Raw genomic sequence first — 25,576 nt, forward strand, 5'->3', positions numbered from 1 at the left:
TTGTCGGGACTATTGCGGGTTAAGCACTTCGCGGCCAACCGTTGCTTCTATCGTAATTTGTTTGTTATCGGGGACTTCCGTATAGGCTAGAACCCGCATATCTGGCACATTAAAGCGTACAAATTGCGCCATCATTTCCCGTATTGGCGCGGCTACCAGAAGGATTAGGGGTTTACCACCCATCTCCTGTTTTCGCCCCGCCGCTACCAACGCATTGTTTAAGCGTTCCGCAAGCTGAGGCTCAATAAACGCGCCGTCTTCCGCGCCAGCTTTTTGTGCCTGCTGTACCGACTGTAGCAACAACTGTTCCAGAGCTGGATCGAAGGTAATAACGGGTAGGTTAGGCTCCTGACCAACAATACTCTGCACTATTTGTCGTGCCAGCCCGGCGCGGGCAAACGAGGTAAGCGTAACGGTGTCGTGATTTTTGTTGCCGTGTGCCGCTAGCGATTCGGCGATGGTTCGCATGTCGCGTACAGGTACCTGCTCGCGCAACAGTGCCTGTAAAACTTTTAACAACTGATTGATAGTGATGGTATTGGGGATAAGCTCTTCGACCAGCTTTGGTGATTTTTCGGCGAGCATGTCTAGCCACTTCTGAACATCTTCGTGGCCAATTAATTCGTGAGTGTGATTTGAAATAATTTGGTTGAGATGGGTTGCCGCCACAGTACTGGCATCCACCACGGTATAACCGAGCGACTGCGCTTGATCTCGTTGCCGCTCATCAATCCAAACGGCTTCTAGGCCAAATGCGGGGTCGGTGGTTTTAGTGCCGTCGAGCTTGCCAAATACCTGGCCGGGGTTGATCGCCATAAACCGTTCGGCAAACACTTCGCCTTCTCCAACCGTAACGCCCATTAGGGTTATGCGATAAGCGTTAGGCACCAAATCTAAGTTGTCGCGAATGTGAACCGCGGGAATTAAAAAGCCTAAATCTTGGGAGAGTTTTTTTCGCACGCCTTTTATGCGGCCGAGCAACTCGCCGCCTTGGCCTTTATCCACCAATGGAATCAGCCGATAGCCCACTTCAAGACCAATAATATCCACCGGTGCAACATCGTCCCAACTCACCTCGCTGGGCTCGGTTGTAGCGCTATGACCGCTCGACATGTTAGCGCTGGAAGAACCGCTCGGCGCAGGCAGTGATTGATGGCTTGTTTCACCGGTTAGCGTCGCTTTGCTGGAACCGCCGCCACGAACGAAACCGCCCTCTTCCACCACCTCGGCCTGCTGTGCTTTAAAGTGAATAAAATACGCGAGAAAGCCGCAAATAAGCGCCAAACTAATAAACGAAAAATGCGGCATTCCGGGAATAGAGCCCATGATAAAGAGAATCATCGCGGCAACGGCCATCGCTTTTGGCGAGGTAAACATTTGCGTCAATACTTGGCCGTTCATGCTTTCGGAGCTGTTAACCCGCGTCACCATAATGGCGGCGGCTACCGACAACAATAGCGATGGAATCTGCGCCACCAAACCGTCACCGATGGTTAGCAGCACATACTTTTCTAGGGCGTCCATAAATTCGAGTTGGTGTTGAACCATACCAACAATCAAACCGCCAATAATATTGATTATTAGAATTAAAATACCGGCCACAGAATCGCCGCGAACAAACTTGCTGGCACCGTCCATTGCGCCGTAGAAATCGGCCTCTGCGGCTACATCGGAGCGACGTGTACGCGCTTCGTCCTGATCGATTAAGCCGGCATTTAGATCGGCGTCAATCGCCATTTGCTTGCCGGGCATAGCATCCAAAGTAAACCGCGCACTCACTTCAGAAATACGCCCAGCACCTTTGGTAACCACCACAAAGTTAATAATAATGAGAATGATAAAAACAACCAAACCTACGGCGTAGTTACCACCGATAACCACTTCACCAAACGATTGAATTACCTTTCCCGCAGCATCTCCACCTTTGTGACCTTCCAGCAATACCACCCGTGTTGAGGCGACGTTCAAGGCCAAACGCAGCAAGGTAGCAATAAGTAATATGGTTGGGAAAACTGCAAAATCCAGCGGCCGCAAGCTGTATACAGCAACCAGCAGAACAACAATCGAGAGAGCAATATTGAATGAGAAAAAAACATCTAGAAGAAAAGCCGGCAGCGGCAGTGTCATCATCCCCAGCAACATCAACAACAGGATGGGCACACTCAAATTGCCGTGGCCTATACCGCGAATGCCCCGTACAGCAGAATCACGAGTGATGGTGCTGGGGAGATTGCGAAGATGCGAAAAAAACGGTTCAGCCATACGCTAGTTGTCTACTGCTAATCGTGAGAATGAAATCTAATTGACGTTTTTCTGACGTTTTAGGTTTATGCTAGGGGGAATTGCAAGAAGAGTACCGGTTTGTAAAAACTGTGATAAAACGATTAATTAGCAAGCCAACCGATAATAATAACAACGCGTTTATCGTGTGTAGTAAGCGGTGAACATCTCCATTGACGATGAAACCTACACAGGGCATTAGTGTCAAATTCTGTTGGGGGAACTCAGGAAAGAGTCAGCAAAAAGAGAGTCTGCAATGAACTATTCAACACGATTTCCCGGAAGCCAAACCACCGCAAAACGTATTCGCTCACAATATGCTAGCGCAAGCCTACTAGCGGTAAGCCTTATTCTCGCCCCTTTAGCCAGCTGGGCAACAAGTCACTCGGCATCGGACACCCCAAGCGACGTCAGTTCGACACTTGCAGTCGAAAACAACACTGCAGTTATCGACCTGAATCAACTCCCAGCAATTGAAGACGCAGAGTTAGTAACGCTGTCTGATGATGTTAAAGCAATGCTGGATCGAACCCTTGGCGATATTTCCAACAGTTGGACGCTATCGTTAAAACTCCACCAGCTGTTGTTTAACGATGAACTTTTAGGCATTGACTACGATGGCGGCGCGACTAAAACCGCGATGGAAACGCTTCGAAGCGGTTCTGGAAACTGCCTTTCACTCGCCAGCCTTTACGTTGCTGCGGCTCGTCACTTAGGGCTCAAGGCGGAATTTCAGGTCGTAAAAATACCGCCAGAATGGTTACAGCGACCCGACTTTTATATAGTACCTGGGCATGTGAATGTGTTAGTTAGACTGCCGGGCGACGACGCCATTGTAGAATTTGCAGACGCCTATTCGGCAGAACAAACAAAAACGTTTAAATCTAAAGTGATTAGTGACCGCCAAGCATTTGCCGAATACTACAACAATCGCGGCATGGAAAAATTACAGGAACATGATTACCCAACCGCGCTCGCCTTTCTCAACAAGTCACTCGAGGCCTATCCAAAACTGGGCTTTGTGTGGTCAAACATAGGTGTTATCTATCGAATCACCGGTCATCCTGAGCTAGCCCTAGGCGCCTATGAAAAAGCCTTTATGCTAGATGCAAAAAATCTATCGGTAGCGAATAACCTCTATATTGCTTACCGCAAAGCCGGCGCCGAACAAAAAGCAGAGAAACTCGCTAAGCGAATAGCCCGTCACCATCGCAAAAATCCGTTTGCTTTAACTAAACTGGCGCAGTCGCAACTCAACGCCGGCAACTTCCGAGATGCAGAAAAACTGCTGACGAAAGCGATAAAAATTAACCCTACCGTCCCTCAGTTTCACCATCTGCTCGCCGTTACCTACTACAAGCAAGGCGAATTTGATAAGAGTGAGGAATCAATGCAAAACGCGGTGGACGCAGCTGAATTGAACACTGAGAAAAATCAGTATCAGCGCAAGCTAGATATGTTGAAACACATTCACGCGGGACTATAACAGCAGCAACGGCCGCAAAGCTAAATAGCTAATAGTGCTGCATATCGTCGGGAATATTTAATTTCCGTGGTTTAGAGGGGCGCTCACCGCGGCCCTTACGATACTCACGCAACTGGAATACATAAGCCAAAACCTGCGCGACCGCCAAATAGAGGCCTGCCGGAATTTCTTCGTCCAAGTCGGTAGTATTGTAAATAGCGCGCGCTAACAGCGGCGCTTCAACAAACTCTATTTTATGTTTATTGGCTAATTCACGAATTTTCATCGCGACCTGATCGACACCCTTGGCAAGTACGATCGGCGTGGTCATAAACTCTGGGTTGTACTTTAAGGCAATCGAGTAGTGGGTTGGGTTGGTGATAACAACATCAGCTTCCGGAACCGCCGACATCATTCGCGATCGCGCCATTTCTTGCTGCATCTGCCGCATCTTGCCTTTTACTTCTGGCTTACCCTCCGTATCTTTCATTTCATCGCGAATATCTTGGCGCGACATCTTTAACTTTTTCGAGTGATCGTAAATTTGGAAAGGGATATCAATTGCGGCAATAATTAAGGTGGCCGCTGAAAGTAAAATTGCCGCCCATATACTGAGGTGAAGTGAATGGGCTATAGCGCGCTCAATTGGCTCAGATGTAAGCCCAAGGATGGCTCCCCGCATAGACTGCAACAGAAAAAAAGCGGAAAAAATCACCACCGCAACTTTACCCACAGACTTCACCAGCTCCACTAAAGATTTAGCGGAAAACATTCGGCCAACGCCTTTTATCAAACTCATTCGATCCATTTTGGGTGCAAGCGCTTTGGTACTAAACAACCAGCCGCCGAGCATAACAGGGCCAACCAAAGCGGCGAATACAACAATAGATAGAAAAGGCACTAAAGAAAACAGGGCTTCATAGAACGACTCGCCCAACTGCCGAAACATCATATTCTTATCAAAAATAACTTCCGGCTCGAGCGAAAAATTAAAGCGCATGACAAACAGCATACGCTCAGCAATATTACCGCCAAAAATTAACAGCGCAATCGACCCCATCAACAATACCGCTGTGGTAGTTAAATCACGCGAACGCGGAACTTGGCCCTCTTCCCGCGCCTTTTCCTGGCGCCTGGGTGTGGCCTCTTCTGTTTTTTCTTGTGAGCTATCTTCTTCTGCCATAGTGCTACTAACTCAATTTATACACCTAAAACTCTCGGGCGATGCGCTAACGCTTACTGCAACTCAAGAATATCTTTTACGAAGGAGAATGCGTAGTCCATAGTGTCCTGAAATACTGGAGCGAAGTTCGACAATCCAATCCAAATCAATGCCATACCGCAAACCAATGTAAACGGAAAACCCACGGAAAATATATTCAGCTGCGGCGCCGCTCGGCTCATAACCCCAAACGATAGGTTAATCAGTAACAGAGCCGTGAGTACCGGTAACGCCATCAATAACGATGCGCTAAACAACCAAGTGCTAAGTTGAACAATCGTCATCATTTTGTCTGGGGTAAAGTTAAAGCTCCCTGGCGGCAAGGACTGAAAACTTTCGACCATTAATGCGAGCAGCACCAAATGCCCATCGATAGAAACAAACATAACCGTTACGAGAGTTAGAAAAAATTGTGACAGAACCGTTGTTTGCACACCGTTGGCGGGGTCGTTCATGGATGCAAAACCCAGCCCCAATTTCATTGCCATAAACTGGCCCGAGAGAACGAACATCTGAAAAAAAACTTGAAAGCTAAAGCCTATGGCCGCACCAAGCAATACTTCTTGAACCACAAACAGTAACGCGGTAAGACTTAATGCGGGAACAATCGGCAGCGGCGGTAACATGGGCACAACTACCAAGGTTACTAAAAATGTGAGCGCTAAACGTACACGAGGCGATACGATGCGTGCACCGATTACCGGCATCACCATCAACATCACACCAATTCTCACCGACGGCAGAAAGTACTGCTGTATGAAGGTGGCTATCTGAGTGTCGGTGAATTCCACTTGCTGGCTAGCCTAGCAGCTCGGGGACTTGCAGCATTAAATCAACAAATAGGTCGCTTACCTGCTGCAATAACCAAGGGCCGGTAACCATAATGGTAACCACGGTGATAATAAAACGAGGGAGAAAGCTGAGGGTTTGTTCGTTAATTTGGGTGGCGGCTTGAAAAACACTTACAACAAGACCAACCAACAAACTCGGCGTAACTATGACGGTAACCATAACAACAGTAATGTAAAATGCGCGACCAAATAGTTCGAGAGCTACTTCGGGAGTCATAGTGTCACCTTACATCCCAAAGCTCGCAGCGAGCGTTCCAATAATCAACCCCCAGCCATCCACCATTACAAACAGCATAATTTTAAAGGGCAACGAGATAATTAACGGCGATAACATCATCATACCCATAGCCATCAATACGCTGGCTACCACAATATCTAACACTAAAAAAGGGATGAAGATCATAAAGCCAATTTGAAAGGCTGTTTTTAGCTCTGATGTGATAAATGCCGGCATCAACATAATAAAGGGAATATCTTCACTACTTGCAACCGGGGCCACATTACCGACACGGAAAAACAAGTCTAGATCAGATTCTCGGGTATTCGCTAGCATGAATTTACGAAAGGGCTTTTGGCCTATATCGAGCGCTTGACGCGCAGTAATCTGCTCGTTGATATAAGGTTGTAGTGCGGTATCGTTAAATTCTTTTAACACCGGCGACATAATAAATAATGTTAGAAAAAGCGATAGGCCAATCAAAATTTGGTTCGAGGGAGACTGCTGCAAACCAATCGCTTGGCGCAATATTGAAAACACGATAATGATGCGAGTAAAAGACGTCATCATCATCAGGATGGCCGGCAAAAAGGTGAGCGCCGTCATCATGAACAAAATTTGTAGGGTTACGGTGTACTCTTGGCCGCCATCAGGATTGGTGGTAACGGTTACCGCCGGCATCCCTTTAATGGGTTTAAAGCCTTCTGCGCCCTGCCCCAACATCATGTCCGCAATCGCTAAACCGTCACCGCCGGCCGGGTCAACCGCTTGAGCAAAGCTACTCAGGCTAAAGCCAGACAAAAGTAAAATAACGACAACTTTAATTAGCTGTAAGCGAAGTGTTGCGACCGCAAACAATCGACCACATTGCAATAGATTATTTACTTTAATGGGCTCTAGCTTGATCATGCTTTATTAAAACCCTGTCCCAATATTTTTTTCAGTTGCGCAGAAAAATCACCAACACTTTTATTCGTCGAGTTGTCGTTATTAGGACTCGGCGCTGTACCTACAAAACTAGGGTGGCTATGGGTATCTGGCGATGATTCATTCGCACCTTCGGTTGACGAGTCGACTGATGATAAGTCGTTTGGCGCTGAGGCCTGTTTCGCCGAGGTAAACGGCTTAGCCTCTACTGCAGCCACTTTATTCATATCGAAAACAAAAAGATTAGACACGCTACCGCCACCCACACCGAGCAACATTTGCTGGCCATTTACCTCAACCAAAATGGCCTTCTCACGTGGCCCCAGTGGTAAATTTCCCAGCACACGCATATTGCGATTATTAAGCGTGCCGGCATAGCCCATGCGTTTTGCGGCCCACGCCAACAGCAGAATAAAACCAGTAACGACAATTAACCCAAGTATTACACGCCCAAAAACAGCAATAGATGGCGAAGCACTGGCTTCGGCATGCGCGCTAACACTTATACTCGCACTAACAAACAGTACGAATGCCAAACAAAATCTTGAATACAGCGGAAAAGGTTTTATACGCTGAAAAGCGCGAATCGAAAACATAGCTATGGGCCTTAACGAAGTTTCTTAATACGTTCTGACGGACTGATAACATCCGTCATTCGAATACCGAATTTCTCGTTGACAACAACAACTTCGCCATGGGCAATTAGCGTACCATTTACAAGAACATCGAGCGGTTCGCCTGCCAACCTATCCAGCTCGATAACCGAACCTTGATTTAATTGCAGCAGGTTGCGAATGGTAATTGACGTACGCCCAACTTCCATTGAGATATTGACAGGAATATCAAGAATAACGTCTAGATCAGGATTCCCAGCTGAGCCTTTAGAAATTTGATCAAACTCGTCGAGCTCCATCGTCTGGGCATTATCCGTGACCTCTTGCTCTTCCATTGCGGCCGCCCAATCGTCGGCCATATTGTCCTGATCTACATCATCTTCACTCATTACTCTCTCCTACCGGTTGCCCGCTTTTTATATCTGGGCGGGGAACATGACCTAATATTTTTAATGCAAGATTATCGTTACGCTGGCCCATAAGGGCGCGAAACATGGGTACACCATTGGCGGTGACTGTGTGGGAATCCGGTAGGGTTATTGGAATAATATCGCCTACCTGTAAGTCGACAATATCGCGCAGGCTAATTTCTCGCCGCACAACATCACACTCCAGCTCAACCCGCGCTTCCATTACGTCTTCACGCAACGCATAAATCCAGCGGTCGTCGCGCTCATCAGTGTCGGATTGCAAACCCGCATCTAGAACTTCTCGAATTGGCTCAACCATTGAGTACGGCATGGTGATATGTAACTCGCCACCGCCGCCGTCGAGCTCGACATGAAAGGTGCTCACGACAACAACTTCACTCGGGCTAACAATATTCGCCATAGACGGGTTAACTTCCGAATGAATATATTCAAACTCAATATCTTTGATCGCTCGCCAAGCTTCACGTAGATCTACAAATGCTTGCTCAAGTACCATTTGCACCACACGCAATTCGGTGGGGGTAAATTCTCGACCTTCAATTTTTGCATGACGACCGTCGCCACCAAAAAAATTGTCGACCAATTTAAAGACGAGCTTTGCATCTAAAATAACTAAACCCGTACCGCGCAAGGGTCTAAATTTCACCATATTTAAGCTAGTGGGCACGTACAGGGTGTGCACGTACTCACCAAACTTTTGGATTTGAATTCCACCTACCGAGACATCTGCCGTACGACGCAAAAGATTAAACATACTGATGCGGGTGTAGCGCGCAAAACGCTCGTTGATCATTTCCAGTGTGGGCATACGCCCGCGTACAATTCTGTCTTGGCTAGTTAAATCATAGGATTTAACACCACCGGGATCATTATCACCTTCGGTATCAATATCACCGTCATCGACACCGTGTAGGAGCGCGTCAATCTCGTCTTGGGAGAGTAAATCTTGCACGGTCTACCTCAAGTTATTGCAATATAAAACTGGTAAAGAGCACTTGCTCTATACCAGGTTTGTTTATTTCTTTTTGCAGTAGACGCTGAATCTCCTGCAAACACTGCTGCCGTAAGATTTCTTTGCCTTCGGCTGTTTGTAACTCTTCGTATAGTTGCCCACTGATTAACATGTTCAGGCCGTTGCGAATCATCGGCATATGGGTTTCGATTGCTGCAATCACATCGTCTTCACGCATTAGCAGGGTAATATCCAACTGCAAGTAACGCTGTCGACCACGATATTCAAAATTGGCAAGTATGCTGGGTTTAAGGGGGTAGTAAATCGCCGGAGCTGGTGGTGGTAGCTGATCACTTTCAGCGGTCGCTTCACTGTCTTGTGCCGCTGGCGGCGCCAAAAATTTCAGTGCCGCTAAGGTTCCGCCCACGGACATTGCTGCCACAACAATGGCGAGAATAATTAAAGAAATGAGTTTTTTCTTGCCGCCAGATTCCGCCGCGGGTTGCTCTGTATTTTGGTCGTCGTCGGCCATGTCAAACTTCCGTCTCTATTCACACCTAAATCACTAGTGAGCAAGAGATATGCCAAGCTCTTGTCACCACCCATGAGATAAAGGTAGTCGATTGCCAGAGCCTCGGCCGAGTTTTTTAAGTAGATTAAAAAATAATGTGCGGATTAGAAATGAAAAAACACCTACAGACGATGTCTGTAGGTGTTTTTTATAGGGGCCCCAACTCAACTAGCACGCTCAACCAATCGATATTTCCATTACCCAAAACGAAGTGCTCGCGGCAAAGTCGGCGTCTATGCGTAGTGATCAATTCCGTAACTTGCGGTATGCACTATTTCATCCGTATTGGCGGCATCGGCAGTCTCATGACTGGGCTGAGTACCGCGGTCCGAGTGCCCATCGCCGCCATGTTCATCGGAGTGTTGCTGCTGCGAAGACTGATCGGAAACATTCACATCGGTAAGGTCTACCCCTTGTTGCTCAAGCAACTCACGCAGTCGCGACGCCGTTTGATCCAAGGCTTCGCGCACGTTCGGGTTAGCGCTAACAAAATTGACACTGGCCTGATCATGAGCATTGACCGTTACTCTAACTTGCAGCGGCCCTAGCTCTGGAGGGTCTAAGCGTAATTCTGCAGAAGTAATTTTTTGCGCCGCCATCATCGCCGAGCGCTCGGCGACCATTCCCGCCCATTCGGGCTGCCCAAAGCGGATCGTAACCGGCATTTGCATCCGAGCATTGGCCTGAGTATTCGCCGTTGGTGACGTCCCGAGACCGAAACCCGAAAGATCCGTCATTTTCTTGACGGCGCTCTTATCGGTATCTAGATCACCGAGACTAAAATGTTCAAGGCTTTCCAGACTGTCGGCAGACGAGCCTAATAGATTCATCTGCGCTGTACCGGCAGTTTTGGCGCCTAGCTGTAAATCTCCTGTCGATAGCAGGCTTTTCGAGCTGAGCGTTGTTGCAGTACTATCTTCCGTCATCGCTTGATCAATAGACGGTATTAGAGTGGTGTCGGCCGCGCTATAGGTGGCAGGCGCAGTGGTCGTAGCCGACCAAATTGATGCCGCCGGAGCTTGCGCCGAATTTGCCGCAACCGCCGTAGTAGCGGCGATATTGGCGTTAATTGTACCTGTAGCTACAGGCGTAATTAAGCCGCTGGCCGACAGCTCAGATGCAACAATTCCAGCGTCCCCCTCCTCAACCGCCACCAACAGTGTTTCCGCCGTTGCCTGCTCGGAGCCAGCAACACCGGCTACCACTGTGGAGATTGACTCTGGCAGCAGATCTTCCACTGCCGTTTCAACGGATATTCCTGCGCTAACAATTTCGTCTGTTGCATCGGTTGCGGTATCGGCTGATGAATCTGTCTGTGCGCCCGCTTGATTAGCGGGATCAGTTTGGTCCGACGCTGTTCTGGAGTCATCCCCAACGGTGCTATTGGGTGATCCTTGCTCCGCCGCTTTTACGGCGTCATTACCCGTTGCGTTAACCGAACCATTCGGTTCGGCTGGCTTGCTGTCGCTTTCTGACGACTCCGAACGACGTTTTTCCGCGGCCGACGTGGGCGCTCTTCCACCCTGCTCAGACCGCGCAGAACTATTCCGATTTATTTTTTCGCTGGGTTCTTGTGAAGCTGAAGACCCAGATGTTTTTTCGGCCGTGCCTGATAGCTGCAACGACGAGGTCATCCGCATTCGCTCGCGATCAACCAAGTTTGCAAATGCCGAGCTATCCACTGGCTTTGTATCCAGAGAGGCTGCTTTCGTTCGTTCGATAGTTTTTGACGCTTTCACGTCGTTGCTGTTGCCGATATCTAACAGGGGAGCACGCATTAGCACCTCATTACCCAATGCCGCCGCAAAAACACATTGCTGGCAGGCACGATTCGTTAATTTGAATAAATGTGTAGAGGGATTTGCAAGTGCTATGCCAGCAAGAGATCTATAGCTAGATAGTGGCGGGAAGTCGTTGATAGTTCTGGGGTACAGCGTTTAGTCGCTGTTTGGGTACTCGAGCAAATCATCCATAACAGCGGCAATAGCGGCAAATTGTTGCTCAATTGCGGTAAGTAATTGCTCCATTTGGCTAGCGTCTCCAGCGTTAGCATCCTGCTCCATCTGGTCACAAATAGCGGCTAGGCTGTTAGCGCCAAGGTTGCGACAACTACCTTTTAACCCGTGCGCCTCTTGGCTAACCACATCCAGGTCCTGTGCTGGTACCGCACGCGCAATAAGCGCAATGCGACGCGCACTGTCGGTTTTAAAGGTCTCAATCAACTCAGCAAACTTGTCTTCAAGCAGCTCACGTAAGCCTTCTATAAGCGTAAGATCGAGATCGTAAGAAATATCAGACATAACGACTACCTTGAAACATAATGACTACCAAAAATTTGTTGGATAAAGCGTAAGATGATGCCGGTACAGGCGACGGCGTACCCAGGAATCGCCTCTGGATATCAAAGAACGTCATCGCGCTTCCACACAAACGCCACTTCCACACAGTTGCCCGGCGGGTGCACAACAATACGATCGCAGATACTCTCTAGCAAATCAAAACCGCGGCCGTGAAAATTCAACGAATCGCCCGATTGGCCTGGGCTCGTCGTCTCGACCTTTGACTCTGCCTCACGAGCAGTAAAGTCAAAGCCGGCTCCGGAATCGAGGATTCGTATCGTTAGTTCTCCGCCGTCTGGGTGAAGCTTGTGCTGAAGATCTATCTCAATATTGCCTTCATCCAAGGCACTCAATCGCGCGTGCTTAAGATCGTAAAATTCAGCGAACCCTGAAGGAGTCGCTTTGAGTTCCGACGACAACCCCAAAACACCATGCTCAAGCGCATTTGCATACAACTCTGCCAACACCGTATAGAGGGTGGAACTGCGCTCCTTTAGACCGGGCACATCGTTAATAAGATTAATAATTAGCGGTAATGGGTCGTATTTTTCGAGACTTGTGGTCGCCAAGTAGAAAGAGAAAGCCCAATCTTGCAAATGCCCTTCTTGAATTTTCTTCGTTTCGTCAGCTGCTGGTCGCTTAGGAATGTGCTGTACATCTAGTTCGATAACGGAGATGTCATCGTCTTTATCCGATGTGCCGATATGGTTATGTACCTGGCCGATGATTTCGTCGAACAAACCCGGTGATCCGGGCCTTCGTTCCAATAAGCGCCGCAGGCGTTCGTCGCCAAACATTTCACCGTCTTCGTTGCGTGCTTCAACTATACCGTCGGACCACATAAAAAAACGGTCACAAGGTTCCAGTGGCAAACGCATCTCCTGACATTTGAATTCTTTTTCGGAAAGAACCCCTAAGGGTAAATTCTTTGCTTTAATAATTTCGTAACTGTTGGTACTAACCTTATAAAGCATAGAGTCCGGCATACCGCCGCTCCATACTTTTAAACGACGCTTGTCTAAATTCACATCGATACAGGTCGCGCAACAAAAAAAACCGATCGGTAGAATATCGTGAAGTTTAGAGTTTATTTCAGTGAGAATATCCAGCATCGAAAAGCCCTTTCTCACCATTCCGTAGAAGGTTGAAGCAAGCGGCATAGAGCCAATCGCAGCTGGTAAACCGTGACCGGTAAAGTCACCGAGCAGGATCATCATATTACCGGCGGGGCCAACCTCGGCGACTAACACATCGCCGTTAAAAACGGCTTGGGGCGACATGTAATACTTAATGATGTTTAAATCGAGACAACCTGAGTGTGCAATCTTATCGTAAAGTTGCTTAGCGACTGTCTGCTCGCGGATAAGGTGCTGGTTGTGAAGCTCTATCGTCTGCTTCTGTCGCACCATGGTTTTATGCATTTCACGCACACGCGTTAACGCCTTAATCTTCGACTCTAAAACAACCCGGTTATAGGGCTTAGTTAAAAAGTCATCGCCACCCGCTTCTATGCATTCAACCAGCGATTCATCGTCGCTGAGGGAAGTAAGGAAAATAATGGGGACTATCGTATCTTGAGTTTGACCGCGAATAATCTTTGCAGCCTCAACCCCTCCCATAACGGGCATTAATACATCCAGCAATACAATGTCGGGAAGGTGCTTCTCAAAGGCTTGCACGGCCTGCGCACCATCAGCAGCAACCACAGGAATATGGCCGGACTTTTTAACGATCGACTCAAGAATTAAGCGATCCGGAGCCGAGTCTTCTGCGATAAGCACTGTAAGTGCTGAATTTTTAACCGTTGTCACCATTACTCCCAAACTCTATGGGTTAAAGCTATCACTGAATTGTGAACAGCTGTTCAAAGCTTGAGATGGTAAAAATCTTTCTGACCTCGGGACTGCAGTTTACAATTGAGATATGTGACTTTTCGCCGCCGGCAAAATCGCGCAGCACCAGCAACATCCCCAGTGCCGAGCTATCCAGATGTATCGCTTTCTGCAAGTCGACAATAATAGACTCCAGCCCCGCAGCATCAACATCTTCGTACGAGCGACGAAAATCATTTAGTGAGGACGCATCAAAGCGCCCATCAATAACAATTGTGAGTGATTTTCCATCACCTGTTGTCTTTGCATTTATGCTCATAGTTATATCTCTAGATTACAAATAATAAGATGGTCTAGGCACGACTAAAATAGGAATTAAGTCGCGCTTCCCCCAGCACACATAAAGATGAATTAAACGCCAGGCTAGCTAAAACTTTGTTTAAAAGCCCGCATGGTCACTTAAAAACACTCAACTAAAAGTATCTATATAGAGGATAGACCATTTTTAATATAAGGATAATTTTGTATAGCGGGCTAGAAAAAAGCTTCCGCTAAGATATAGCGGCTAATTTTATCTAGCGCCAATACTTTACTCGCGGCGCCAAGCTTTACCGCAGCACCCGGCATCCCCCAGACCACACTCGAAGATTCGTCTTGTACCACAGTTACCACCCCAGCACGATGTAAGCGTAGCAGCGCTTCGGCGCCATCTTTTCCCATACCGGTTAACAAAACCGCAATTGCATTCGCTCCGATATTAGCGCTTGTATTCGTAGCTAGATTTAGTTTGTTCGCCTGTGCTGTGACGGTCACAAGCGAATCAAATAAAGCTTCAACTGAAGGCCGGTGACGATTAATCTCAGCATCTCTGCCCAGCCGACAAACCAATCCGTGCGTGGAACGATCCAAACGTAAATGCGAGTGTCCAGGCGCAATATAAACGCTGCCAGGCTGCACTGGTTCGCCATCGGAGGCCTCAACCACCTTAACCGCAGATAGCCCATCAAGGCGGCGCGCAAACGAGGCACTGAACTCCGCGGGGATATGCTGAGCAACTAGAATTGGGGGCGAATTCTCCGGCAAGCGAACAACGAGCTCCTTAATCGCCTCTGTGCCCCCAGTCGATGCGCCAACCACACAGACAAAGTCTGGTTTAAGCGTTTTATACTCGGCAACAGTCAAGCGTAACGGGCGAGCTTTATCTATGGTCGAAGAGTAAGGCTGGCTGGCAATATTTGCGCTAGCGGCGGCATAAACCTTTTCGACAATTTCGGCGCTATAACGATCGAGAGAACCGGCATCGTCGTTAATTGGCTTAGCCACGAAGTCAACTGCGCCTAGCTCGAGCGCCTCGAGTGTTTGTGGAGCACCCTGCTGGGTAAGCGTAGAAATCATCACCACCGGTAACGGCCGTAAACGCATCAGGTTTTTTAAGAACGCGATGCCGTTCATTCTCGGCATTTCAATATCGAGCGTTAGCACATCTGGGTGCAAACGCTTAATGAGTTCTCGCGCTTCGTAGGGGTCTGCCGCACTGCCGACAACGCGAAGACGTGGATCTGCATTAAGTACTTCTTGTAGAACAGCTCGAACTAAAGCCGAGTCATCTACAATTAGAACCTTTACCGGAGACCCATTCATACGCTTGTCAGCTCTACCAAAGTTGATAATTAAAAAGTATTTATGATCTAGAAAATCTCGATATCACCAGCGTAAGTATTTTTTCGCATAGAATCAAAATACGCCTGCTCACGTTTTTCTATTGTCTGATTAGCAAGCGAGCGCAATCGCTTCAATTTTACTGCCCCCGTATCAGGGAAATACAAAACCTTACGGGCACAGGTATCACCCACATTTATTGCTGCTACCGGCAATTTCTCCTGCTTTAAAAAGTTCAAAACAAACTCGATGTTACGTGCACCTATATCAATTTTTGTCATGCAAGAGAGAACCTTACCGCCACCAAATAACTTAACTTCCAAGTTTTCTCTACGTCCGCCGGACTTTAAAATGGCATTAATAAGGTATTCCATAGCCCAGTTCCCATAACACAATTCAGGATTGACCGCAGAATTTCGACTAATCATTTTTTCCGAGGATTGAATTGGCAGCATAAAATGATTCATACCACCAACACCGATTACCTTGTCGCGAATACAGGCAGCTACACAAGAGCCCAAGACGGTTACGACCATCTCCCCCCGATCGCTAACATAACATTCACCAGGTAATATTTTTGCAGCGGGAATATCTAAGGCGCGATCCCAATATCGATTTATATGTTCAAACCCTTTCAACGGCCGAGTGGGGATATAGGGTTTACTAAGTTCAACCACGAACTAGCTCACATTTTATATCTATCATAATTCCCCTATCGTGCTTTTAAATAATGAATAAAACCAATAGAAAACTCAATCTATATAACCATAGCAAACGGCACTAAAGAGGTATGCAATAGCGCGCTATTCGACACGCTGATAAACTGTACGGCCGAGCGATTTAAATCGAGTAGAAATATTGTGTAAATTCTCCGAGTGGCCTATGAATAGGTAGCCACCCACTTTTAGCAATTCCGCATAGCGATCGAACAAACGCCTCTGGGTTTCAACATCAAAATAGATCACAACATTACGACAAAATATCACGTCAAAAGGGCCTTTCATTGGCCAGCCATGCAAGAGGTTCAACTGCTTAAAGGTAATTAGCGCTCGAATGGAATCCTTCACTCGAACAAACTGGTCAGATGTATCAAGTGAAAGGTAGCGGCGATAGACTTCGGGTATATTCTCCGCGCGTTCCACTGCGTATACACCCGCCGTTGCCTTTTCCAAGACGTGACTATCGAGATCGGTCGCGAGAATTTTCGCTTGCCAATCGCGTAAATTTAGGGTGCTTTTTAAAACCATTGCCAAAGAATAAGGTTCTTCTCCGGTAGAACAACCCGCAGACCATATGCGAATTTTTTTACTAACCGCATTACACCTTTGCAAATCCGCTAATACAAAACTTTTAAGGAATTCGAAGTGATGGTTTTCCCGAAAAAAAGAGGTGAGATTGGTCGTTATAGAATTTACGAACTCTAGACTCTCATTGCCTTGATCAAACTCAATTCGATCACAATAATCGGAAAATGTAGCAATATTTAACTTGCGCAGCCTACGCGACAACCGGCCATAAACCATATTTTTTTTATGATCAGAAAGGCTAATACCGGTCAATTGATATGCAAGTGACTTTATCTTAGCAAAGTCCTTATCCGTCATTGGAAATTCGCGATCGACAAAATCACGTTGCGCTGGATTATTCAATAACCACCTCAATACTATTCAAGAACCCCCACAACACCATTCAAAAATCGACACAACTGAATACGTTTAGTGCTGCAAAGCGGAACGAATCCTCGGCATTCCCCACTAAAGCATCAATACCGTCGCTGAAAATACCGAGATAGAATCTAATGGTAGTTAAAAGTCTTCCCATTCCTCATCGCTGCCAGCCGCTTTATTGGAATTCAGTTTGGAGCTACTTTTCTTCGGGGTATTGATTAGAGTTGCTCTCGACGCTGCGCCGCTAGTATAGGTAGTCGCAGCACCGCCAACCGTGTCACCTAGTACAGAAAAGAAGGACACTATTTGATTCATATTGCGCGCCTGATCAGCCATGGACTCACCCGCCGCTGTCGCCTCTTCTACTAAAGCAGCATTCTGTTGTGTCATTTCATCCATCTGAGTTACGGCGGTATTTACCTGCTCTATACCCGAGCTCTGTTCTCGCGCAGCCTCCGCTATACCCGTGATCATCGCGGTTACCTGCTCAACACTGGCGACAATTTCGGCAAGTGTTTCACCGGAATCGTTGACCAAACCAGTGCCATCTTCAATACCCGCAACACTGTCTCGAATAAGATCTTTAATATCTTTCGCAGCCGCCGCCGAACGCTGCGCGAGGTTGCGTACCTCTCCGGCAACCACCGCAAAGCCTCGGCCCTGTTCACCCGCCCGCGCAGCCTCTACCGCAGCATTGAGCGCTAACAGATTGGTTTGGAATGCTATCTCGTCGATAACACCAATAATGTCGCTAATTTTTTTACTGGAACGATTTATCTCTTCCATCGCCTGCACGGCCCTACCGACAACTTCGCCGCCTGTTCGCGCCTTAACTTGCGCATCCAATACCATTTGATTCGCCTTAATTGCATTGTCCGCACTTTGGCGTACGGTGGATGTCATCTCTTCCATGCTCGATGCCGTTTCCTCAAGCGACGATGCTTGCTCTTCGGTACGCTGGCTTAAATCGGCATTGCCTTGGGCAATTTCGTCAGCCGCCGTCATAATAGTATGTGCCGAGGTTCGAATTTGCGTGATAACATCGGTTAGTTTATCCGCCGTTGCGTTGGCATCATTTTTTAACTGTCCGTAGGCGCCCGAATAATTACGCGTGATACGCTCAGACAAATCCCCACGTGCCATCGCACCAAGCATACGTATCACATCGTTTACGGCAACCTCAGTAGTGCTAACTAACTCATTTAAGCCGCGACCAAGCTTGAGAAAAAATCCGTCTTTGCCTTGAATATCAACTTGCTGACTAAAATCCCCCTCTCCTGCAGCCGCGACTAAACGATCTATTTCATCTTCAATTGCCAATTCTGCAGTGCGGTCCGCCCACTCAACAACGGTTCCTAGACGCTCGCCGCTAACAACGATCGGTGTTGCAATTACGGTGAAGGTTCTACCGCCAACGCGCGCATTGCCATTGTAAGTACCCGTAAGGTTCTTGAGTAAATCACGTTGATGCGCGGGGTTTTTGTGGAAAATATCGATATTGGCACCCTTGATTTTACTTACATCAAAACTGGTCAATTCTTTTCTAATATCCGTTTGAGCTTCTGCCATCATTTTATTTACGGCTTCATTCAAGTAGATAATATTATTGTCGGTATCGGCAATCATTACATTTGCCGTAACACTATCGAGCGCCAATTTTACTCTCGCGTTTTCATCCGCTACACGCTTGAATTCGCTCTCTTTGGCTAAACGCTCAGTTTTATCTTCCCATTCGACTAATGTTCCAAGACGCTCGCCATCTGGCCCCAACCAAGGCGATGCGATCAAACCAAAGGTTAGCTCGGCAATTTTAATATTCGTTTTGAAAGGGCTATTTAGAGCCTTAAGAACACCGCGTTGATGCGAAGGTTTCACATGAAAGGAATCAACATTAGTGCCGATTAACTTATCAACACTGAACGATGGCAGCTGAGTCTTAATTGTCGCCTCGTTGGCTTTAAGCATATCAACTACCGTGTCGTTCATGTAAACGATATTAAGCTCATTGTCAGCCAACATAACATTGGCCTGACACAGCTTTAGAGCACTAGCTAAATTGGCTATTCTCTGATTTTCAATCGCTTGCATTTTTTGCTGGGTGATGTCGTTTGCAAACTTGATAACCTTGTAGTATTTCCCATTAGCGTCAGCAAGTGGATTGTAGGAGCCTTGAATCCAAATTTCTTTGGCATTCTTCCCTACACGCTTAAATTCAGCACTCAGATGTTGGCCACGATTTAGATCGCCCCAAAAGTTACGGTACTCGTTCGATGCACTCTCTTCTGGGGCGACAAACATACTATGATGACGACCAACAACTTCATCTAACCTATACCCCATAACCGCGAGAAAATTTTCATTCGCCGTAATAATATTGCCAGCCATATCGAACTCTATAACCGCTTGGGTTTTATTAACCGCATCCAATTTATCTGACAATGCACGTCGAGATTCGCCTTTACCAAAACCAAATAGTGAAAGTAGAGTACCCATAATTCTATATCCATTTAAATGTAAAACAATATTACCTAAAGGTGGGAATATTGTTTTCTAATAAAACAACAGCAGCTATTGAAATAGTTACCCACATATTAGCCAGAAATTGAACTGTCGGTGAAAGCCCCATCAACCAAGGCGGGAACTTGATCCAACACTAACAACTTATCGATATCCAAGAGAATAATCATTTTGTCGTTAACACTAACTAGACTACGTATAAACTCCACGTTAGCCGCATTCCCCAAATCTGGCACACTTCGCATATCGCTAGCGGCCAAAGCATAGACATCGGAAACAGCATCGACAACAATACCCATAATTCGGCTGCCAGAAGAAGTTTGAACTTTTAAAACGATTACGACTGTGAGAGGTGTGTAGGATATTGCCGGCATATTAAAACACTGGCGCAAGTCAATGATTGGCACAATCGTTCCGCGCAAATTGATTACGCCTTTTACGTGCGGAGGAGCGTTGGGAATCGGAGTTGCCGAATCCCATCCACGAATTTCTTGAACGCAAAGAATATCCACGCCGTACTCCTCGCCCGCCATCATAAACGTTAGATACTGATCATTCTCGTGCGCATTCATGTCGGTGGTATTCATCACCTGAGCACTTTGCGGTACGGACGAATTTGATATATCTGATTTAGACGGTATTTGCATAACCTTACCTCAACCTAACCTGCGAGTTTTTGCGTTAGATTATTGACATCCGGCAGTCGCTGAATAGCTGCTTTTGCGCTATCAAATTCGCCTCCGGACAATTTAACAATTCCGCTAACATCTAGTATTAGCGCTACGGTTCCATCACCTAGAATGGTGGCTCCAGATACGCCTTCCACACGTTTATAATTTTGCTCCAAACTTTTTATAACTACCTGTTGCTGTGCCAACAACTCATCGACCACCACGCCAACTTTATCGCCATCGTATTCGACTACAACTAACAGTGATTTTTCCGGATCTTGTGCATCCGGCTCTAAATTAAACGTTTTGTATAAAGCAACAATTGGCACATAATCTTCTCGCAGTTTAAATACGTCACAACCGTTACCAACTTTACTCACCAGTTCTCGCTTACATTGCAACGACTCGACAATAGAAACCAGTGGGAAAATATAGGTATTGTTACCCACACGCACTAGCTGTCCGTCAAGTATGGCTAAAGTTAAGGGTAACCGAATGGTTATCTGCGAGCCTTTGTCTGGCTGCGAGGTTATTTCGACGGCACCATTTAAGGCTTGTATATTACGCTTTACGACGTCCATACCAACGCCCCGACCAGAGAGATCACTCACCTGCTGAGCTGTCGAAAATCCCGGCTGGAAGATTAAATCAAAAGCCTGCTCATCGGAGAGTGTCGTCGCCTCCACTTCCGTAATAATATTTTTCTCAATGGCCTTGGCCACAATAAGGTCTTTATCTAGTCCTTTTCCATCGTCTGAAATTTCAATCACCACATTGCCACCTTGATGGTAGGCATTAAGGGTAATAGTACCAACGGCAGATTTCCCCTTTGCCAAACGCTCACTGGGCAGCTCGATGCCGTGATCAATTGCGTTGCGAACAAGATGCACTAAGGGGTCGCCAATTTTTTCCATTACTGTTTTATCAAGTTCAGTATTTTCACCATGCATTTCCAAATGCAGTTCCTTGCCAAGCGCTTGACCTAAATCACGCACCATTCGAGGAAATCGGCTAAAGGTAAAGCTGATTGGCAGCATGCGAATACGCATAACACTTTCTTGCAGCTCACGGGTGTTTTGCTCTAACTGCCCCAAGCCCGCTAACAGCTGCGGCAGTCGCTCAAGATCGAATTCGCCACCCAACTGGCCGAGCATAGATTGAGTAATAACCAGTTCCCCAACCATATTGATTAGGTTGTCAATTTTATCGATACCAACTCGTATCGAGCTCGATTCTGTTGCACTTTTTTTGTTTGGTTGCTTACTGGATTGAGTATCACTTTTTAATGCGGAAAGCTGACCTTCATGGGCAGCAACACTTGCAACATTGCTGTCGTTTAGCGCAGAACTACTAGCTAACGCAACTGCGCTCAAATTTTCGGCATCCGTCTGATCGGATAGCGTTAGATTTTCAACAAGAATCTTTGCCTCGTCTTCCACCCATTCAAAAATATCTCGAATATCAGCGTCGGTTACGGTGTTGGAATACAGCTCCAACTGCCATTTCAGATAACAACATTCATGGTCCATTAGCGCTAGTGACGGGAGGTCAGCTAGATTCGACACCACCTTTAGCTCGCCAAAATCTTGCAACGCTGAAAACATTTTTACGGGGTCATTGCCGGTACGTAAAATACCGTTCTCAGGCTGAAATGTTATTCGCCAATGGTCTAGGCTATCCGCCTGTTTAATATAGAGTTCACAGTCATCAGCAACCCACTCGAAGATTTCTTCAATCGCACCTCTTGCTGCGGATGTCTCCAGTTCAATATGCCAACGCAAATAGCAACGCTCAGCATCTAGCGACGAGAGGTTCGGAAGGTCAGCCGTACAATCGACTTTAAGCAACCGCCCCAATCCTTCTAGCTCACGAATTATACGTACCGCATCATTGCCACTTTTCAACATTTCTAAATTTGGAATAAATTCTATATTCCAGTTATGGAGGCTATTTCTATTCGCTTTGGTAGGTTGTAGATGCTCACTGGAAGTCATTTCACTTGGGTGATGTTCGTCACTGACTAAACTGCCGCTCGAGACTTGGCTTTTATGACTTAGCATTTCCGCGAACTGTAGCTTCAACGATTTTGACAGAGGCGTTTCCGATGGCTGCTCGGCCTGAATAAGAGAGAGCATTTCACGCATGCAATCGACCGCCAGCAAACAGCGATTTACATCTTCGCTATCGATGGCTCGCTGTCGCTCACGAACCTGATCCAATATGGTTTCTAAATCATGGGTAAATTCGGCGACGGCAGTAAACCCAAACGTCGCACTACCACCTTTTATTGAATGGGCAGCTCTAAAAATTGTATTAATGGTTTCACTATCGAGGTCCTCTGGATTGAGATCCATTAACGCGGTTTCCATTACATCCAGACCTTCGAAGCTTTCTTCAAAGAAAATCTGGTGAAATTGGGAAAGATCAATACTCATAGTATTTCGCTAGTTAATAAATTCAATTTCTGGAAAACGGCAAAATCGGCACTATCGAGCAGTTCCATTACAAACTCATTAGCGCGACAGCACTGATTAAAGCACCTTACCAATCGTGGCTAGTAGCTGTTCTGGATTAAAGGGTTTAACGATCCATCCCGTTGCTCCCGCCGCTTTACCTTCAGTTTTTTTGTCTACACCAGACTCGGTGGTCAGCATTAATATCGGCGTAAACTTATAGGCCTGTAGCTGGCGCAATTCTTTAATTAGTGTAATGCCATCCATATTCGGCATATTAATATCTGAAAGAACAAGATCTACGTCGCTCTCAGACTTGGCGAGAGCTAAGGCTTCGACGCCATCGGCGGCTTCAATTACGCTATGACCTGCACCTTTTAAAGTGAAACTAACCATCTGTCGCATGGATGACGAATCATCAACTGCGAGTATTTTTGCCATAGAGATCTACTCCGGTAGATAGGGTAAGACGGTGTTTTGGTATCAATGAATTCCGATCGTTTTATCAAGCCCAAGCAACGCTGCGGCCGAACAGAGTTTCTCTGAAGGGTGGTCCCAAGTAATGGCAATTTTCCGTTCCCGCGAGGCATGAATAAAAGCGACCAACAATTGAATACCGGCGGTATCGGCTCTAGCCACCGCATCACCTTGGAGCACGACTGCATCGCAATCCGTCTTGTCGACCAGTGCTTCAAACTGTTCGTGCAGACTGTTAATCGTGGCGATGGTCATATTTTCTGGAAGTCTAAAATCTATTCGGGAGGTCATGGGCCTTCTCCTTTGGCAACAACACTCTTAAGATTACGTATTCATAAGTCTAGACATAGTTTTTAAAGTTGCGAGTAAAAGTTATGTGCAAGTTGGCGATAAAAAATCATTACACAATTCTAGATCTGTGGATCTGGATCTCCTTTAATACTCAAGTGCATTAAAAATAGAAGTTGTGCGTTTAAAGTAATAAAGAGGGATTGAAATAGTATTTTATGTGCCAACCAGAGGTTTCTCGGGCTGTTTAGCACCTTCATGGCCAGATTCTTTATGCGCCATAAATAGTGCTAGCCACAGCACACAATGCCTGCGACAATTCCATTTCTAAACTCCTCTTCTGTTTACACACCTAATCCACGAATCGGATCTGACATGTTTGGTCACTCGAACAAACGTCTTCATATTGCTGCAATCACACCGTTTCTTCAGGGTGATTATATGGGCGAAATCATTAACCATATCCGCCGCGCTTGTGCTCTCAAAGGGCATATGTTCACCGCTATACGCAGCAATAGTTTTGGCAACTATCAGTTACCTGTCGGCTTCGACCGTTACGATGCCATTGTTCTTATCCGCAACGCCGCTAGCCCAAAGCTGATCGAATACGCTCAAGCTAAGGGGATAGCGGTAATCGCTGTGGCACACGATTACTTTCCGCTAGACGTACCCGTGGTGACCTGTGATAACGCACAAGGGGTGGAGCTGGCATACGATTACCTGCAAACACAGGGGCACAAAGACCTCCTGTATATAGGTGACATCACCCAATATGATTTACGTAAACGCTACGAGCGTTTCGTCGAGTTAAGTAAGTGCGCAAGGCTTTCGAGTAAAACAGCCCAACTAATCTGCACTGACAACACGGTCTATAGCGGCGGTCTCGCTGCTGCGAATGAATATCTAGCGAAGCACTACACGGCCAGCGGTATTATTTTTGGTGCTGGGCCCACCGCAATGGGTTTTATCAAACGCATGGAAGAGTCGGCTCCAGACCAATTGGAGAAACTCGATATTGTTGCTTTTGATAATATTCGACTGATGCGAGTGCTTACACCGAGCACTCCCTTTATCGATCAAAACTTAGATATTCTTGGGCAACGCTGCGTTACCCTTGCAGAATCTATGGCCGAGTCCAACTCGCTGTCGGCGAGCAATTGCACCATCGCACCTACGCTATGCCTGCCAAATCAAGCAGAGCAAAGCGAGCTAGCGCAAGAAGTACACACCAGCTTTGATCGCCCACTGTTTGCCAATGACGAACAACCGCCCCCTTATCTCAAGGTTCTAAAAAATACCGACTACACCAGTGCCCTCTTAAACTGCGGTATTGATATCGCCCAAGCAATTGTCAATTCTGGGCTAGATGAATTGATGAGTGTCGTTCCGCTCTTTAGCGAATTTATGGAATACGGGTTTCTATCGCGCCTGTCGACAAACTCCGACGGTGAAGCGCAACTTCAAATCAAAAAAATATTTGAGCACGGTGTTACAACTACTACCAGTAACAATGACGTGAGTATGTGTTGCTCCCCAGATCTATTCCCACCCGTTGCCGCAACCTCTAAATTTACAGACGAACCCGATACGGCGGTACATTTTCCCGTCTTTAACGGGCTCAAACTCTGGGGCCTGCTGTCCATTTATGGCAAGCGAAATAGAACACAACACGGCGCTAGCTTCACCAGTTTTACCAGCTTTATGGATACCCTAACCTACGGCTATAGCCACAAATTAGAAATTGCCCAACTGCGTGAACAGCTACAAAAGACTGACACCGACGTCTCCCATTTTGGTCGTGGAGGTAATGACCAAGAACTACCCTGTTTCGAATGGGATCTGGAAAAAGGCGATGTACACTGGAGCGATAGTTCACTTGAACTACTGGGGTTTACCACTGAGTTAGAACGGCACATTTACCGCAAGATGGAAATATTTGATCGCGTACACCCGGACGATGAGCCGCGTTTACGACGCGAACTTACCTCTAGTCTCGGGCAGCACAAAGCCTTAGTAACCAACGCGCGATTAAAGAGTGCTGAGGGTGACTACCGTCATCTGAGTTTACAAGGTGAGATTTTAATGAAGGAAGATGATCGAGCAGTGCGTTACCGTTGCTGCCTGTCGATGACCAATTAACCGC

General features: G+C 46.8%; 24 protein-coding genes. 2 read left to right on the forward strand and 22 right to left on the reverse strand.

What is annotated here, in order from left to right; translation table 11 throughout:
- Positions 1-9 precede the first annotated feature (9 nt).
- Positions 10-2,262, reverse strand: coding sequence for a flagellar biosynthesis protein FlhA (gene flhA / locus IDZ20_RS11900; protein ID WP_188151646.1), 2,253 nt, complete (start codon positions 2,260-2,262; stop codon positions 10-12).
- Positions 2,263-2,536: 274 nt separating this feature from the next.
- Between flhA and IDZ20_RS11905 the strand changes: the two genes are divergently transcribed.
- Complete coding sequence (locus IDZ20_RS11905; protein WP_188151647.1) at positions 2,537-3,766, forward strand: tetratricopeptide repeat protein; 1,230 nt, start codon at positions 2,537-2,539, stop codon at positions 3,764-3,766.
- Between the two features lie 28 nt (positions 3,767-3,794).
- Here the strand turns inward: IDZ20_RS11905 and flhB are convergent, their stop codons facing one another.
- The 21 genes from flhB to IDZ20_RS12005 all read right to left on the reverse strand — a co-directional run bounded on the left by flhB (position 3,795) and on the right by IDZ20_RS12005 (position 23,436).
- Positions 3,795-4,928, reverse strand: coding sequence for a flagellar biosynthesis protein FlhB (gene flhB / locus IDZ20_RS11910; RefSeq protein WP_188151648.1), 1,134 nt, complete (start codon positions 4,926-4,928; stop codon positions 3,795-3,797).
- 53 nt (positions 4,929-4,981) lie between these two features.
- Positions 4,982-5,758, reverse strand: a complete 777-nt coding sequence (gene fliR, locus IDZ20_RS11915; protein WP_188151649.1) for a flagellar biosynthetic protein FliR — start codon at positions 5,756-5,758, stop codon at positions 4,982-4,984.
- A gap of 7 nt (positions 5,759-5,765) precedes the next feature.
- On the reverse strand, positions 5,766-6,035 hold the full coding sequence (locus tag IDZ20_RS11920; RefSeq protein WP_188151650.1) for a flagellar biosynthetic protein FliQ: 270 nt from the start codon (positions 6,033-6,035) through the stop codon (positions 5,766-5,768).
- A gap of 9 nt (positions 6,036-6,044) precedes the next feature.
- Positions 6,045-6,761 carry a flagellar type III secretion system pore protein FliP gene (gene fliP / locus IDZ20_RS11925; protein ID WP_425443431.1) on the reverse strand — a complete coding sequence of 239 codons (717 nt, stop codon included), beginning with the start codon at positions 6,759-6,761 and terminating at the stop codon, positions 6,045-6,047.
- A gap of 179 nt (positions 6,762-6,940) precedes the next feature.
- A complete protein-coding gene (fliO, locus tag IDZ20_RS11930; RefSeq protein ID WP_188151652.1) occupies positions 6,941-7,558 on the reverse strand; it encodes a flagellar biosynthetic protein FliO in 618 nt (205 codons plus the stop codon).
- 11 nt (positions 7,559-7,569) lie between these two features.
- Complete coding sequence (gene fliN / locus IDZ20_RS11935; protein ID WP_188151653.1) at positions 7,570-7,965, reverse strand: flagellar motor switch protein FliN; 396 nt, start codon at positions 7,963-7,965, stop codon at positions 7,570-7,572.
- Positions 7,958-8,959 (reverse strand): flagellar motor switch protein FliM, encoded by a 1,002-nt coding sequence (gene fliM, locus IDZ20_RS11940; RefSeq protein WP_188151654.1) that lies wholly within the window; start codon positions 8,957-8,959, stop codon positions 7,958-7,960. Before fliM ends, fliN begins: the two co-directional genes overlap by 8 nt.
- A gap of 13 nt (positions 8,960-8,972) precedes the next feature.
- Complete coding sequence (locus tag IDZ20_RS11945) at positions 8,973-9,491, reverse strand: flagellar basal body-associated FliL family protein (RefSeq protein WP_188151655.1); 519 nt, start codon at positions 9,489-9,491, stop codon at positions 8,973-8,975.
- A gap of 272 nt (positions 9,492-9,763) precedes the next feature.
- A complete protein-coding gene (locus tag IDZ20_RS16375; protein ID WP_245792289.1) occupies positions 9,764-11,308 on the reverse strand; it encodes a flagellar hook-length control protein FliK in 1,545 nt (514 codons plus the stop codon).
- Positions 11,309-11,467: 159 nt separating this feature from the next.
- A complete protein-coding gene (locus IDZ20_RS11955; RefSeq protein WP_188151656.1) occupies positions 11,468-11,830 on the reverse strand; it encodes an Hpt domain-containing protein in 363 nt (120 codons plus the stop codon).
- Between the two features lie 101 nt (positions 11,831-11,931).
- On the reverse strand, positions 11,932-13,680 hold the full coding sequence (locus IDZ20_RS11960) for an ATP-binding SpoIIE family protein phosphatase (RefSeq protein ID WP_245792291.1): 1,749 nt from the start codon (positions 13,678-13,680) through the stop codon (positions 11,932-11,934).
- A 31-nt stretch (positions 13,681-13,711) separates the two neighbouring features.
- Positions 13,712-14,020, reverse strand: a complete 309-nt coding sequence (locus IDZ20_RS11965; RefSeq protein WP_188151658.1) for an STAS domain-containing protein — start codon at positions 14,018-14,020, stop codon at positions 13,712-13,714.
- A gap of 215 nt (positions 14,021-14,235) precedes the next feature.
- On the reverse strand, positions 14,236-15,342 hold the full coding sequence (locus tag IDZ20_RS11970) for a protein-glutamate methylesterase/protein-glutamine glutaminase (protein ID WP_188151659.1): 1,107 nt from the start codon (positions 15,340-15,342) through the stop codon (positions 14,236-14,238).
- Positions 15,343-15,389: 47 nt separating this feature from the next.
- The gene (gene cheD, locus IDZ20_RS11975; RefSeq protein ID WP_245792292.1) at positions 15,390-16,037 is read right to left on the reverse strand and encodes a chemoreceptor glutamine deamidase CheD; all 648 of its coding nucleotides are present in this window, start codon (positions 16,035-16,037) and stop codon (positions 15,390-15,392) included.
- Between the two features lie 126 nt (positions 16,038-16,163).
- On the reverse strand, positions 16,164-17,009 hold the full coding sequence (locus IDZ20_RS11980; protein ID WP_188151660.1) for a CheR family methyltransferase: 846 nt from the start codon (positions 17,007-17,009) through the stop codon (positions 16,164-16,166).
- A 40-nt stretch (positions 17,010-17,049) separates the two neighbouring features.
- Positions 17,050-17,181, reverse strand: coding sequence for a hypothetical protein (locus IDZ20_RS16425; RefSeq protein WP_281250570.1), 132 nt, complete (start codon positions 17,179-17,181; stop codon positions 17,050-17,052).
- The gene (locus IDZ20_RS16430) at positions 17,166-19,520 is read right to left on the reverse strand and encodes a methyl-accepting chemotaxis protein (protein WP_188151661.1); all 2,355 of its coding nucleotides are present in this window, start codon (positions 19,518-19,520) and stop codon (positions 17,166-17,168) included. The genes IDZ20_RS16425 and IDZ20_RS16430 overlap by 16 nt, the downstream gene beginning before the upstream one ends.
- A 98-nt stretch (positions 19,521-19,618) precedes the next feature.
- Complete coding sequence (locus IDZ20_RS11990; RefSeq protein WP_188151662.1) at positions 19,619-20,191, reverse strand: chemotaxis protein CheW; 573 nt, start codon at positions 20,189-20,191, stop codon at positions 19,619-19,621.
- Positions 20,192-20,205: 14 nt separating this feature from the next.
- Positions 20,206-22,650, reverse strand: a complete 2,445-nt coding sequence (locus tag IDZ20_RS11995; protein ID WP_188151663.1) for a chemotaxis protein CheA — start codon at positions 22,648-22,650, stop codon at positions 20,206-20,208.
- 96 nt (positions 22,651-22,746) lie between these two features.
- On the reverse strand, positions 22,747-23,109 hold the full coding sequence (locus tag IDZ20_RS12000; protein WP_188151664.1) for a response regulator: 363 nt from the start codon (positions 23,107-23,109) through the stop codon (positions 22,747-22,749).
- 42 nt (positions 23,110-23,151) lie between these two features.
- Entirely contained in the window at positions 23,152-23,436 is a 285-nt protein-coding gene (locus tag IDZ20_RS12005; RefSeq protein ID WP_188151665.1) for an STAS domain-containing protein, read from the reverse strand.
- A 372-nt stretch (positions 23,437-23,808) separates the two neighbouring features.
- Between IDZ20_RS12005 and IDZ20_RS12010 the strand changes: the two genes are divergently transcribed.
- The gene (locus IDZ20_RS12010) at positions 23,809-25,572 is read left to right on the forward strand and encodes a PAS domain-containing protein (protein WP_188151666.1); all 1,764 of its coding nucleotides are present in this window, start codon (positions 23,809-23,811) and stop codon (positions 25,570-25,572) included.
- The last annotated feature ends 4 nt before the right edge of the window (positions 25,573-25,576 follow it).

Source organism: Teredinibacter waterburyi (assembly GCF_001922985.1).
GTDB lineage: Bacteria > Pseudomonadota > Gammaproteobacteria > Pseudomonadales > Cellvibrionaceae > Teredinibacter > Teredinibacter waterburyi.

Excerpts from the sequence above, each read along its gene's own strand:
- flhA (WP_188151646.1), bottom strand. The coding sequence starts at position 2,262 with ATGGCTGAACCGTTTTTTTCGCATCTTCGCAATCTCCCCAGCACCATC.
- IDZ20_RS11905 (WP_188151647.1), top strand. The coding sequence starts at position 2,537 with ATGAACTATTCAACACGATTTCCCGGAAGCCAAACCACCGCAAAACGT.
- flhB (WP_188151648.1), bottom strand. The coding sequence starts at position 4,928 with ATGGCAGAAGAAGATAGCTCACAAGAAAAAACAGAAGAGGCCACACCC.
- IDZ20_RS11920 (WP_188151650.1), bottom strand. The coding sequence starts at position 6,035 with ATGACTCCCGAAGTAGCTCTCGAACTATTTGGTCGCGCATTTTACATT.
- fliP (WP_425443431.1), bottom strand. The coding sequence starts at position 6,761 with ATGATGTTGGGGCAGGGCGCAGAAGGCTTTAAACCCATTAAAGGGATG.
- fliO (WP_188151652.1), bottom strand. The coding sequence starts at position 7,558 with ATGTTTTCGATTCGCGCTTTTCAGCGTATAAAACCTTTTCCGCTGTAT.
- fliN (WP_188151653.1), bottom strand. The coding sequence starts at position 7,965 with ATGAGTGAAGATGATGTAGATCAGGACAATATGGCCGACGATTGGGCG.
- IDZ20_RS11945 (WP_188151655.1), bottom strand. The coding sequence starts at position 9,491 with ATGGCCGACGACGACCAAAATACAGAGCAACCCGCGGCGGAATCTGGC.
- IDZ20_RS16375 (WP_245792289.1), bottom strand. The coding sequence starts at position 11,308 with ATGCGTGCTCCCCTGTTAGATATCGGCAACAGCAACGACGTGAAAGCG.
- IDZ20_RS11955 (WP_188151656.1), bottom strand. The coding sequence starts at position 11,830 with ATGTCTGATATTTCTTACGATCTCGATCTTACGCTTATAGAAGGCTTA.
- IDZ20_RS11965 (WP_188151658.1), bottom strand. The coding sequence starts at position 14,020 with ATGAGCATAAATGCAAAGACAACAGGTGATGGAAAATCACTCACAATT.
- IDZ20_RS11970 (WP_188151659.1), bottom strand. The coding sequence starts at position 15,342 with ATGAATGGGTCTCCGGTAAAGGTTCTAATTGTAGATGACTCGGCTTTA.
- IDZ20_RS16425 (WP_281250570.1), bottom strand. The coding sequence starts at position 17,181 with ATGGGAAGACTTTTAACTACCATTAGATTCTATCTCGGTATTTTCAGC.
- IDZ20_RS16430 (WP_188151661.1), bottom strand. The coding sequence starts at position 19,520 with ATGGGTACTCTACTTTCACTATTTGGTTTTGGTAAAGGCGAATCTCGA.
- IDZ20_RS11990 (WP_188151662.1), bottom strand. The coding sequence starts at position 20,191 with ATGCAAATACCGTCTAAATCAGATATATCAAATTCGTCCGTACCGCAA.
- IDZ20_RS11995 (WP_188151663.1), bottom strand. The coding sequence starts at position 22,650 with ATGAGTATTGATCTTTCCCAATTTCACCAGATTTTCTTTGAAGAAAGC.
- IDZ20_RS12000 (WP_188151664.1), bottom strand. The coding sequence starts at position 23,109 with ATGGCAAAAATACTCGCAGTTGATGATTCGTCATCCATGCGACAGATG.
- IDZ20_RS12005 (WP_188151665.1), bottom strand. The coding sequence starts at position 23,436 with ATGACCTCCCGAATAGATTTTAGACTTCCAGAAAATATGACCATCGCC.
- IDZ20_RS12010 (WP_188151666.1), top strand. The coding sequence starts at position 23,809 with ATGTTTGGTCACTCGAACAAACGTCTTCATATTGCTGCAATCACACCG.